The sequence below is a fragment of the Homoserinimonas flava genome (assembly GCF_054969005.1).
The window spans coordinates 151,164-162,926 of record NZ_JBUEQS010000004.1 but is presented as its reverse complement, the minus strand read 5'-3'; the positions used below and the strand labels follow the sequence as shown (position 1 = coordinate 162,926).

Sequence of the window (11,763 nt, the reverse complement as noted above, 5' to 3'; positions counted from 1 at the left end):
CAGCGACGAATCACGAGCCGACACCTATCAGGCCTGGCTCCATCACTACAATCACCACAGACCCCACACCGGCATCGGCGGAGCCCGACCCTCAGACCGCGTTCACAACCTCACGGGGAACTACAGCTAGTTAGCGGTCGTCGTCATCCTCATCGGAGTCGTCGTCTGACTCGTCGTCATCCTCGTCCGACTCGTCTTCGTCGTCATCGTCGTCGGAATCATCCGAGTCGTCGTCATCATCCGCGTCGTCATCATCCGCGTCGTCATCATCCGCATCGGCAAGCACGTCGATGTCGACCCCGTCGAGGTCGCCACCGTGCAGCAACGCTTCGTCGTCATCATCCGGGTCGTCGTCGTAGTAGTCGTCATCGTCTGACTCGTCATCATCGGAGTCGTCGTCGTCAGAGCCATCGGATGCAGCATCCGCTTCGGCCGCCGCGGCCCGTTCGGCCTCTTGCGCAGCCTCGTAGTCGGCGAGCCGGTCGGCCCACGGCACCCACTCGGGCGACAGCAGTGCACCATCGCCTGGGGTGAGCTCGGTCTCGAGCACGGTCGGCTCTGCACCCTCGACCTGGGCGATGCTCACCGTCCAACGCCAGCTCGGATACCCGGCCTTCTTCGACTCGAAATACACCGTGACGGTGCCCTGACCCTCATCGATTGAGCCTGCGGGCTCGCCGATGGTCGCCTCCGGCGTCATCTGCAAGAGGGCGGTCTTCGCCAGTGCGAAGGGGTCGGCGAGAGGCTCAGGCATCCAGCTCATCCGCGACCTTGCGCAGCATCGCCGCGATCTTGCGGCTGTGAGCGTTGTCGGGGTAGCGACCGCGTTTGAGGTTCGCACCGATGCCGTCGAGCAGCTTGACGAGGTCTTCGATGATGATCGACATGTCGTCGGCCGGCTTGCGGTTGATCTTGGTGAGGCTCGGCGGGGCTTCGAGCACGCGCACCGACAGTGCCTGGGCACCGCGCTTGCCGTCGGCGATGCCGAACTCGAGTCGTGCACCCGGGCGCACGGTCGTGCCTGCGGGAAGAGCGGACGCGTGCAAGAAAACCTCCTGGCCGTCATCAGATGTGATGAAGCCGAAGCCCTTCTCGTCGTCGTAAAATTTCACCTTGCCGGTTGGCATGGCCCACCCTCTCGATAGTGATCTTGCTGCGCGTGCGCGCGATGTGGTGCGCGGTGCGCTGTGACCTGTAAGCCTAACCGGCTTCGCATGGCCCTATCCTTGTCAGGTGAGCATTTCAACACCGGAACCGGCCAATCGACTGCAGCGCATCCTCGCGTTCATGATCGCTGGGCTCGTCATTGTCGCCCTCATCTGCTTCGCCGCATCCCTCGTTGGCTACGCCACAGGGGCCATCGCCGATGAGGTCACCACCTTCTGGGCGGCCATCGTGATGCTCCCAGGGTTCGCGCTTCCGGTTGCGCTGCTGCTCACCATCGGGCTGCTCGTTGTGACCGCCGTCCGCAGATCGCGCGCCAACCGCCCCAGCTAGACCCACCACCACGACGGTCTCAGCAACGGCGCCGAGACGGAACGCAGGCCACTATGGGCAACACCCTCACGCTCGCAACACGCCTGCGCGCGATGGCCCCCGCAGACCTGCACGACGCCCTCGCCGCACGCGAACTTGGGCTCACCGCCACGGCGACCGCTGGCATCCGTGACTACTTCGACCTCGCCGATGCGCTGCTCGAGCACGGCGCCATCCAACAGACCCTCACGCGGCTCGACCGCCTCACCCTCACCTGCCTTGCCCTGCTCGCCCGCGAACAGCACGCCATGACCGCGTCGCAGGTCGCCGGCGCCATTGCCGCCCTGAGCCCGGATGCCCCGGCGCTCGACAGCGTCGGCGAGCGCCTCGACCGTGCCGCGACACTGCTGCTGCTGCACCGCGTCGATGACACCTACGCCTGCTACGACGGCGTAAGCGAGCAGTTGCGGTCGTGGCATGTTTTTGGCCTGCCGACCCTCGAACAGCTCGCGGGCGACATGGCCGGCGGGGTGCTCGAGCCGGTGCCAGACGTCGAACGACGCTTCGTCGACAAACTTGCCGCCGAGCGGGCGTTCGCCGCGACGAGCGCCGTCACCGAACTGCTGCTCGAGCTGGAGCGGCAGCCGGCCCGCGAACTCGCGAAAGGCGGCGTCGCCCTGCCCGACGCCAAACGGCTCGCCGCCGCCATGCTCGTCGACCTCGACACGGTTGCCGCCTACATTTCGCTCGCCGAACGCGGTCAGCTCGTCTGCCGCGAATCGGGCACCTGGATGACGACCGAAGCTGGCAACGCCTGGCTCGGGCAGGCGACGAGCGCACGCTGGCGCGACCTCACCACCGCGTGGTTCTCTCGACTGCCCGGCGACATCCAGCACCTCCTCGCCGAACGTGCCAACGCGGTGTGGGGCGACGGGCTCCGCTCCTACATCGACTGGCTCTACCCTGTCGGCGGCGAATGGATGGATGAGCGGGTCACCGCCTACACGCGCGACGCCGAACTGCTCGGCATCACGGCCGGTCAGGCGCCGAGCGGGCCGGGCGCCCTCCTGCTCGCCGACCGCGCCGCCGAAGCCGAGGAGGCGATCCGGCCGCTGCTCCCCCGCGAGGTCGACACCGTGTACCTGCAGCACGACCTCACCGTCGTCGCCCCAGGGCCACTCGAGCCGGCGATCGACGAACGCATCCGCGTGCTCGCCGACGTCGAACACCGCGGCCTCGCCACCACCTACCGCATCTCCGCCGCCACCGTAAATCGCGCGCTCACCGCGGGCGAAACCGCTGAGAGCCTGCGCGAGTTTCTTGAGAGCATCGCCAGCACTCCCGTGCCGCAGCCCCTCAACTACCTCATCACGGAGGGCGCGGCCCGCTACGGGCTCATCCGTGTCGGGCATCTCGATGGCGAACAGCTCGACCCCAACGACCCGGCCCACGGCGCACGCAGCTACCTCCGCTCCGACGAGGTCGACCTGCTGCGCACGATCGCCGTCGACCAGTCGCTCTCCTCCCTCAGCCTCACCCGCGTGAGCGACGACCGCCTGGTGAGCCGCTTCGAACGCGACCTCGTGTTCTGGTCGCTCAGCGACGCCCGCTACCCCGTCGCCGCCGAAGGTGACAGCGGCGACATTCTCGCCCTCCGCCGCCACCGGGTCGCGCGCGCCGACCGCAACAGCTTCGCCGACCCGCTCGCCGACCTCGTTGCGCGGCTCGCCCACGACGCCGAAGACACCCCGGACGAGGGCGACGACGCCAACAGTCAGGCCTGGCTCACCAAGCAGATCGAATCCGCGGCCAAACTCAAGACCGGCCTCATTGTGAGCATCCGCATGCCGGGGGGCGAGATCGTCGACTACGAGCTCGAACCCACCAGCGTCGCCGGCGGTCGGATGCGCGCCCGCGACAAGCGCAGCGAAATCGAGCGCACGCTGCCGCTGTCGAGCGTGACAGCGGTGCGCACCCTCCCGTCGTAGCTCGCTGGTTGAGGAGCAGTCCCGCGGGTTGAGTAGCGAGCGCTAGCGAGCGTATCGAAACCCACACGTTCGACGTCCCTGGTTTCGATACAGCCCTGTCGGGCTTACTCAACCGGCGCCCAAACTCCCCGCGTAGACTGACACGTTATGACAAACGGCCCCCTCATCGTGCAGAGCGACCGAACCGTACTGCTTGAGGTGGCGCACCCGCTCGCTGCCGATGCCCGCCATGACCTGTCGATTTTTGCCGAACTTGAGCGGGCGCCGGAGCATATCCACACCTACCGGATCACGCGTCTCGGCCTGTGGAACGCCCGCGCTGCCGGGCACAGTGCGGAGGACATGCTTGCCACGCTGGAGCAGTTCAGCAAGTTCGCGATTCCCCAGAGTGTCGCCGTCGACATCCGCGAGACGGTCGAACGCTACGGTCGTCTACGCATCGAACGCGACCCCGACGGGGTGCTGCTGCTCACCGCCACCGACCCGGCCGTACTTGCCGAGATCGGCCGGGCCAAGAAGGTCGCCGAGCTGCTCTTCAAACGCCGCGACGCCACCACGGTCGTGCTGCAGCAGTGGGCGCGCGGTCAGGTGAAGCAGGAGCTGTTGAAGCTCGGTTGGCCCGCCGAAGACCTCGCCGGCTACACACCAGGCACGCCCCACGACATCGAGCTCGACGTGCGCGACTGGAACCTCCGCCCCTATCAACAGGATGCGGTGCGCAACTTCGCCGACCACGGTTCGGGTGTCGTCGTGCTGCCGTGTGGGGCTGGCAAGACCCTCGTCGGCGCTGGCGCGATGGCCGAGGTGAAGGCGAACACGCTCATCCTCGTCACCAACACCGTGTCGGCACGGCAATGGCGGGCCGAGCTGCTCAAGCGCACCTCCCTCACGGAGGACGAGATCGGCGAATACTCCGGCCAGGTCAAAGAGGTCAAGCCGGTCACGATCGCGACGTACCAGATCCTTACCGCCAAGCGGAAAGGCCAGTACGCCCACCTCGAGCTGCTCGACGCCCTCGACTGGGGCCTCGTCATCTATGACGAAGTGCACCTGTTGCCAGCACCCGTGTTCAAGCTCACCGCCGAACTGCAGGCACGCCGCCGTCTCGGCCTCACCGCCACTCTCGTGCGCGAGGACGGACGCGAGGGTGACGTGTTCAGCCTCATCGGCCCGAAACGGTTCGACGCCCCGTGGAAGGAGATCGAGGCGCAGGGTTTCATCTCGCCGGCGTCGTGCTACGAGGTGCGCATCGACCTGCCACAGGAGGAGCGGTTGCACTACGCGGCATCCGCTGATGATGAGCGCTACCGGCTCGCGGCGACCGCACCGGCGAAACTCGAGGTCGTCAAGCAGCTCGTCAAGCGGCATGAGGGCGAACGCATTCTCGTGATCGGGCAGTACCTCGACCAGATTGACGAACTCGCGGAGGCACTGGATGCGCCGTCGCTCACCGGATCGACGCCGGTTGTCGAGCGGGAGCGGCTCTACCAGGAGTTCCGCGATGGGCGCCTGACGGTGCTCGTCGTCTCGAAGGTCGCGAACTTTTCGGTCGACCTGCCTGAGGCGACCGTCGCCATCCAGGTCTCCGGTTCGTTCGGCTCACGGCAGGAGGAGGCGCAGCGGCTTGGGCGCCTGCTGCGGCCCAAGGAGTCGGGCCTGCCGGCAAACTTCTACACGCTCGTCGCCCGCGACACGGTCGACCAAGACTACGCGCAGAACCGCCAGCGGTTTCTCGCCGAGCAGGGCTACAGCTACGAGATTCTCGACGCGCACGCACTCGACGCCGCGTAAGCCCGGGTCTCTCCTTCACATGGGGTCGTGAGTGGTCACATTCCGCGCTTCAGCGCGCGCCTTGGCGCGAAAATTGACCTCTCACGGCAGGTTGAGGCGCGCCGCGTATCCCGCCGGTTGAGTAGCGAGCGCCAGCGAGCGTATCGAAGCCCCCACGTTAGGCGCGGGCGTAGCGCAACAGGAGGGTGCCGTCGTCGGCCGTGAGCACATGCGCCAGCCGCATGGCGGTGGGCGTGGCATCCGGCCCCGCGGCGATGCGCCCGGCCGGCCCGCCTTCGAGCGTCGGGCTCACCGTGAGGCACAGTTCATCGACGACCCCGCCCGCGAGCAACGCCCCGAACAGGCTCGGCCCGCCTTCGCAGTGCTGCTGCGTGAGCCCGCGTTCGATGAGTCGCTGCTTCAGCAGCACCGGGTCGACGGATGCTTCGCCGCAGTCAACCACGTCGGCCACCGCCTGCAGGGCCGCACGACGGTCGGCAGGGGCGTCGGCACAGGTGAGGATGATCGGCCGATGCACGGCGCGGGCAAAAAGTTCGGGGTCGAGGTCGAGGCTGCGTGACACGATGGCGAGCTGCGGATGCTCGGCCAGCCCTTCTTCGGCCCGCCACGCCATCGATTCGGCGTCGAGGAGTGGGCCGGCGTAGCCTTCGGCCCGCACCGTGCCGGCGGCAACGATGATGACATCGCAGAGTCGGCGCAGCGCGGCAAACACTCGCGTGTCGGCGTCGGTGCCGAGCGCGCCGGAGGTGCCGTCGCGCGTCGCGGCACCGTCGACGCTGGTGACGAAGTTGAGGCGCAGCCAGGGTTCCGCACGGTTGCGCACGGCGTAGACGGCGGCGAGCCCGTCGTCGTCGAGGCGCGTGTAGGGCTGCAGCATCCGGATTTCACTCATTGGCGTCACCCATGTTGTGGCGCAACATGGCGGGCTCGCGCAGCCCGAGCACCGCCTCGGTCATGCGCATGGCGGCGACGGTGGGGGCGACTTCGTGCACCCGCACGATGCGTGCCCCGGCGAGCACAGCCGCGACCGCCGTGGCGATGGACCCTTCGAGTCGTTCCCGTTTGGGGGCGTCGAGGGTTTCGCCGATGAAGTCTTTGTTGGAGAGGGCGGCGAGCACGGGGTGGCCGAGGGCCGCGATTTCGTCGAGGCGACGCACGATTTCGAGCGTGTGGAGGGTGTTCTTGTTGAGGTCTGGCCCTGGGTCGACGATGAGGCGTTCGATGGGGATGCCAGCAGCGACCGCCGCGTCGATGCGGCGACGCAAAAAGTCGATGACCTCTGCCACAACATCGCTGTAGCTCGGCCGCGGGTATTGGGTGCGCGGCGCCGCGAGACTGTGGGTGATCACGAGGGTCGCGTCACTGTCGGCGACGATGCGGGCAAGCGCGGGGTCGCTGAGCCCGGTCGTGTCGTTAATGATGTCGGCACCGGCCGCGATGCTGCGCCGTGCCACCTCAGCGTGGAACGTGTCGACCGAGATCACCACATCGGATGCCGCGCGCACCCGTTCGATCACGGGAACAACCCGTTCAGCCTCCTCGTCGACGGGCAACGCCGGCCCCGGCGCAAAAGGAACCCCGCCAATGTCAACCCAGTCGGCCCCGGCCTGCACCGCGTCGAGGGATGCCGCGACCGCCGCGTCGAGACCGAAGGTGCGGCCCTCGTCGTAGAACGAGTCGGGGGTGCGATTGATGATCGCCATGACGGCGACCTGGTGGCCGAAGTCGAACTCTCGCGCGCCAATTGTGCGCCGGGCGGCGAGGAGGGGCGGCAGCGCAAAGCTCATGCTCCATGTTCTCACTGCGACCCTGACCGCTGCGGCCAGCACGCTTTCAGCATGCACTCAGGAAACACGCAGAGAATGGGCATCATGAGTGACGGACCGAAGATTCTTATCGTTGATGACGAGCCCAACATCCGCGACCTTCTCACCACGAGTCTCCGCTTCGCGGGGTTCGCCGTGCGTGCGGTCGGCAACGGCGCACAGGCCATCTCGGCCGTGCTCGAGGAGGAGCCAGACCTCATCATCCTCGACGTGATGCTGCCCGACATGAACGGCTTTGGCGTGACCAAGCGCCTCCGTTCGAGCGGCTACACCTCGCCCATCCTCTTTCTCACGGCGAAGGATGACACCGAAGACAAGATCACGGGCCTCACGGTCGGCGGCGACGACTACGTCACCAAGCCGTTCAGCCTCGACGAGATCGTCGCCCGCATCAAAGCCATCCTGCGTCGCACGATGCAAGACGAAGAAGACGCGATCATCCGCGCCGGCGAGCTCACAATGGATCAAGACACCCACGAGGTGACGGTCGGCCACGACCAGGTTGAGCTCTCCCCCACCGAGTTCAAGCTGCTGCGCTACCTCATGCTCAACCCCAACCGCGTGCTTTCGAAGGCACAGATCCTCGACCACGTCTGGGAGTACGACTTCAACGGTGACGCGGGCATCGTCGAGTCGTATGTCTCATACCTGCGCCGCAAGCTCGACCAGTACACCGACGAGCCGATGATCCAGACGAAGCGCGGCTTCGGCTACATGCTGAAGGTCGACAAGTCCTGATCGTCGCGGGCGGATTCCGGATGATTCGCCCAGCACGAACCCGTAGCCTGAGCCAGTGAGTCGAGAACAGCCCGTGGAGTGGTGGAACGCCGTTTCGCTGCGAACCAAGATCACCGGGGTGACGGTCTTCATTGTCACCGCCGGGCTGCTCGTCGCCGGCGTCGGCACCATGACGGTGCTCCGCACCTACCTTCTTGAGCGGGTTGACGCGAACATCTCCGCTGCGGCGGCTGAGATCACCACCTGGGAGATCGATTTCGATCAGGATGCGGTCGCGAGCGGCACCCTCGTGCCCTCCTCGTTCTACATGGCGCTCGTGAGCCGCTCGGGTGAGCTCATCGAAGACAACCTCGCCGAAGACGAAGGGCACCTGCGGCCGGTGCTCGACCAGCTCACCCTCTCCGAGGTCATCCAGCTCGACGGTGCTGTCACGCTGCAGAACGTCACCCACACCAGCCAAACTCGTGTGGTCGCGTTCCCGGTCGAGAACGCGAGCACCGGCAACCTTGCGACGCTCGTTGTTGGCCAACGCCTCGACGAGGTGAACGCGACGATCGCGCGCTACACCGCGATCTTCCTCGGCTTCGCCCTGACGGTGGTGGTGCTCAGCGCCGCGCTCACGAGAGTGCTCGTGACCTCCACCTTCCGGCCGCTGCGCGAGGTTGAGGCCACGGCGGCGGCGATCGCCGGCGGAGACTTCAGCCAACGATTGCCGGGGGCGACCCCCAATACCGAAGTCGGGCGGCTCAACCGTTCCCTCAACGTCATGCTTGGCCGCATCGACCGGGCCTTCGCCGACCGCGCCCGCACGATCGACCAGATGCGGCGCTTCGTCGGCGACGCCAGTCACGAGCTCCGCACCCCCCTGGTGTCGGTGCGCGGCTATGCCGAGCTCTATCGCATGGGCGCCATCGAGAAGCCAGAAGATGTCGCCCAGGCGATGGAGCGCATCGAAAAAGAGGCGATCCGTATGGGCGAGCTCGTCGAAGACTTGCTCGAGCTCGCGCGGGCCGACGAGAAGAAGCCGCTCCGCCTCGCCCCGGTCGATCTGCTCCCGCTCGCCCATGACGCCGCGCTCGACGCGATGGCGCAAGCCCCCGACCGTGAAGTGACGGTGTCGGTCGAAGAGCCAGAGCTCGCGGCATCCGACGACCTTGATGCGATCGCTGAACCGACGAACTCGCGCTCGGCGTCGACCGCGACGGGGCCCATCGCCTTTGCTGGCGCGCAGCTTGCTCGGCTTCGTTCGCTGCGCCAGCGCGCGGGGCGTGCCGGTGCTGCCGAGACGCCGCTCATGACCCCGCTGATAGAACGCGAACACATCAGGCTCGTGGTGCCCGCCGTGGTGCTCGGCGAAGAGAACAAGCTCCGCCAGGTCATCACCAACCTTGTCGGCAACGCACTCCGCTTCACGCCCGCCGGCAGTCCCCTCGAGCTTGTCGTACGCGTTGACGCGAAGCGCCGCACCGCACAGCTCGACATCGTCGACCATGGCGAGGGGGTGCCGCCGCAGATCCGCGACAAGATCTTTCAGCGCTTCTGGCGCGCCGATTCTTCTCGCGCGCGTGAGACGGGTGGAAGCGGGCTCGGGCTCGCGATTGTCGCGGCGATTGTCGATGCCCACAAGGGCGAGGTGTCAGTGCTGGAGACGGAAGGTGGCGGTGCCACGTTCCGCCTGACGCTTCCCCTCCTCCCCGACAGCTTCGTCGCCCCCTCACCCACACCGGAGCGCTGAGAGCACACGCATTTCGGATGCCACGCCTAGCGTTGCGGCATTCGGAGGCCGTTGGGGCCCCGATCGACGAAGGGATTCCCATGACGCGCTACCAGGTCGACAGCGATGCAGTACTTGGAGCGGAGGCCGCGCTCCGCGCCTCGGCGTCGCGCATTCAGAGCGAGGTCGCCGGCATGCTCGGCCAGCTCGTGAGCCTCCAGTCCACGTGGTCGGGGCAGGCGGCGACAGCGTTTCAGGGGGTGGTGTCTGACTGGCGCTCCACCCAGCAGCAGGTCGAGCAGAGCCTCGCCGGCATCACGCAGGCCCTCGGCCGCGCGGGGCAGCAGTACGCCGACGCAGAGCAGGCCAACGCAAGCCTCTTCATGCGCTGAGACCCCGCCGGCTGAGTACCGAGCGCCAGCGAGCGTATCGAAACCCAGCGATTGAACGCCAAAGGGCGGCTCCCCGAGGGGAACCGCCCTTTGTTCGTTCGAGACGGACTAGAAGTCCATGCCGCCCATGCCACCCGAGGGGTCGGCCGGGGCCGCGTTCCTCTCGGGCTTGTCGGCGACGACAACCTCGGTGGTGAGGAAGAGGCCTGCGATCGACGCTGCGTTCTGCAGCGCGGAGCGGGTCACCTTCACCGGGTCGTTGATGCCAGCCTTGAGCATGTCAACGTACTCGCCGGTCGCGGCGTTGAGGCCGTGGCCGGTGGGCAGGTTGCGCACCTTCTCGGCGACGACACCCGACTCAAGGCCGGCGTTCGTTGCGATCTGCTTCAGCGGAGCATCAATGGCGACCTTGACGATATTCGCACCGGTAGCTTCGTCGCCGACGAGGCCCGTGAGCGCCTCGCTTGCGAATGCAGCAGCACCGGCCTGGATGAGCGCGACGCCACCACCGGCGACGATGCCCTCATCGACGGCGGCCTTCGCGTTGCGAACGGCGTCTTCGATGCGGTGCTTGCGCTCCTTGAGCTCGACCTCGGTCGCGGCACCCGCCTTGATGACGGCAACACCCCCGGCGAGCTTCGCGAGGCGCTCCTGGAGCTTCTCGCGGTCGTAGTCGCTGTCGGTGTTGTCGATCTCGGCACGGATCTGCTTGACACGGCCTTCGATGGCGGCGGCGTCGCCGGCACCCTCGACGATCGTGGTCTCGTCCTTGGTGATGACGACCTTGCGGGCACGACCGAGCATGTCGAGCGTGGTGTTCTCGAGCTTGAGGCCGACCTCTTCGCTGATGACCTGGCCACCGGTGAGGATGGCGATGTCCTGCAGCTGCGCCTTGCGGCGGTCACCGAAGCCGGGAGCCTTGACGGCGACCGACTTGAAGATGCCACGGATCTTGTTCACAACGAGCGTGGCCAGGGCCTCGCCGTCGACATCCTCGGCGATGATGAGCAGCTGCTTGCCAGCCTGGATCACCTTGTCGACGATCGGAAGCAGGTCCTTGATGTTGGAGATCTTCGAGTTGACGATGAGCACGTAGGGGTCTTCGAAGACCGTCTCCTGGCGCTCGGGGTCGGTGACGAAGTACGCCGAAAGGTAGCCCTTGTCGAAGCGCATGCCCTCGGTGAGCTCGAGCTCGGTGCCGAAGGTGTTCGACTCCTCGACGGTGACGACACCCTCCTTGCCGACCTTGTCGATGGCCTCGGCGATGAGCGCGCCGATCTCGGGGTCTCCGGCGGAGATGGAGGCGGTGGCCGCGATCTCTTCCTTCGTCTCGATGGGCTTCGCCTGCGCGATGAGCGCTTCGGTCACGGCCTTGACGGCCTTCTCGATGCCACGCTTGAGGCTGATCGGGTCGGCGCCGGCGGCGACGTTGCGGAGGCCTTCGCGCACGAGGGCCTGGGCGAGCACGGTTGCGGTGGTGGTGCCGTCACCCGCGACGTCGTCGGTCTTCTTGGCGACCTCTTTGACGAGCTCCGCACCGATCTTCTCGTACGGGTCGTCGAGCTCGATCTCCTTGGCGATGGAGACACCGTCGTTCGTGATGGTGGGGGCGCCCCACTTCTTCTCGAGAACGACGTTGCGGCCGCGCGGGCCAAGCGTCACCTTGACGGCGTCGGCGAGCGTGTTGAGGCCACGCTCAAGGCCACGGCGGGCCTCTTCGTTGAAAGCAATGATCTTTGCCATGTGTGTTTCTCGTCCCTCCCGGACGTCGGAAATGCATCAGCTGTTGGCACTCTCACAAAGAGAGTGCTAAATGATTCTGGCACTCTGCCCCTCCG

The 11,763-nt window shown here is 66.7% G+C and carries 12 protein-coding genes; 7 read left to right on the top strand and 5 right to left on the bottom strand.

Annotated features, from left to right (window positions below; all coding sequences use genetic code 11):
- Positions 1-130 (top strand): integrase core domain-containing protein (locus ACY48M_RS12965; RefSeq protein ID WP_462820716.1); only part of this gene is annotated, 130 nt, incomplete at its 5' end.
- On the opposite strand, the gene ACY48M_RS12960 is transcribed toward ACY48M_RS12965, so the two are convergent.
- Positions 131-754 carry a DUF3027 domain-containing protein gene (locus ACY48M_RS12960; RefSeq protein ID WP_462820710.1) on the bottom strand — a complete coding sequence of 208 codons (624 nt, stop codon included), beginning with the start codon at positions 752-754 and terminating at the stop codon, positions 131-133.
- Complete coding sequence (locus ACY48M_RS12955) at positions 747-1,127, bottom strand: cold-shock protein (RefSeq protein WP_462820709.1); 381 nt, start codon at positions 1,125-1,127, stop codon at positions 747-749. The genes ACY48M_RS12960 and ACY48M_RS12955 overlap by 8 nt, the downstream gene beginning before the upstream one ends.
- Positions 1,128-1,233: 106 nt before the next feature.
- Between ACY48M_RS12955 and ACY48M_RS12950 the strand changes: the two genes are divergently transcribed.
- The 3 genes from ACY48M_RS12950 to ACY48M_RS12940 all read left to right on the top strand — a co-directional run bounded on the left by ACY48M_RS12950 (position 1,234) and on the right by ACY48M_RS12940 (position 5,255).
- Positions 1,234-1,497: a hypothetical protein gene (locus ACY48M_RS12950; RefSeq protein ID WP_462820708.1), complete on the top strand. Its 264-nt coding sequence runs from the start codon at positions 1,234-1,236 to the stop codon at positions 1,495-1,497.
- 53 nt (positions 1,498-1,550) lie between these two features.
- A complete protein-coding gene (locus tag ACY48M_RS12945) occupies positions 1,551-3,464 on the top strand; it encodes a helicase-associated domain-containing protein (RefSeq protein ID WP_462820707.1) in 1,914 nt (637 codons plus the stop codon).
- Positions 3,465-3,611: 147 nt separating this feature from the next.
- Positions 3,612-5,255, top strand: coding sequence for a DNA repair helicase XPB (locus ACY48M_RS12940; RefSeq protein ID WP_462820706.1), 1,644 nt, complete (start codon positions 3,612-3,614; stop codon positions 5,253-5,255).
- Between the two features lie 157 nt (positions 5,256-5,412).
- Here ACY48M_RS12940 and ACY48M_RS12935 read toward each other — a convergent pair whose 3' ends face one another.
- Both ACY48M_RS12935 and folP read right to left on the bottom strand, forming a co-directional pair.
- A complete protein-coding gene (locus ACY48M_RS12935) occupies positions 5,413-6,147 on the bottom strand; it encodes a pyrimidine reductase family protein (protein WP_462820705.1) in 735 nt (244 codons plus the stop codon).
- Positions 6,140-7,042 (bottom strand): dihydropteroate synthase, encoded by a 903-nt coding sequence (gene folP / locus ACY48M_RS12930; RefSeq protein WP_462820704.1) that lies wholly within the window; start codon positions 7,040-7,042, stop codon positions 6,140-6,142. Before folP ends, ACY48M_RS12935 begins: the two co-directional genes overlap by 8 nt.
- A gap of 84 nt (positions 7,043-7,126) precedes the next feature.
- Here folP and ACY48M_RS12925 point away from each other — a divergent pair, with 84 nt between their 5' ends.
- The 3 genes from ACY48M_RS12925 to ACY48M_RS12915 all read left to right on the top strand — a co-directional run bounded on the left by ACY48M_RS12925 (position 7,127) and on the right by ACY48M_RS12915 (position 9,925).
- Positions 7,127-7,819, top strand: coding sequence for a response regulator transcription factor (locus ACY48M_RS12925; RefSeq protein WP_462820703.1), 693 nt, complete (start codon positions 7,127-7,129; stop codon positions 7,817-7,819).
- 55 nt (positions 7,820-7,874) lie between these two features.
- Positions 7,875-9,554 (top strand): sensor histidine kinase, encoded by a 1,680-nt coding sequence (locus tag ACY48M_RS12920; protein ID WP_462820702.1) that lies wholly within the window; start codon positions 7,875-7,877, stop codon positions 9,552-9,554.
- A gap of 80 nt (positions 9,555-9,634) precedes the next feature.
- Positions 9,635-9,925 (top strand): WXG100 family type VII secretion target, encoded by a 291-nt coding sequence (locus ACY48M_RS12915; protein WP_462820701.1) that lies wholly within the window; start codon positions 9,635-9,637, stop codon positions 9,923-9,925.
- Between the two features lie 108 nt (positions 9,926-10,033).
- Here the strand turns inward: ACY48M_RS12915 and groL are convergent, their stop codons facing one another.
- Positions 10,034-11,668, bottom strand: coding sequence for a chaperonin GroEL (groL, locus tag ACY48M_RS12910; protein WP_462820700.1), 1,635 nt, complete (start codon positions 11,666-11,668; stop codon positions 10,034-10,036).
- Positions 11,669-11,763: the final 95 nt, after the last annotated feature.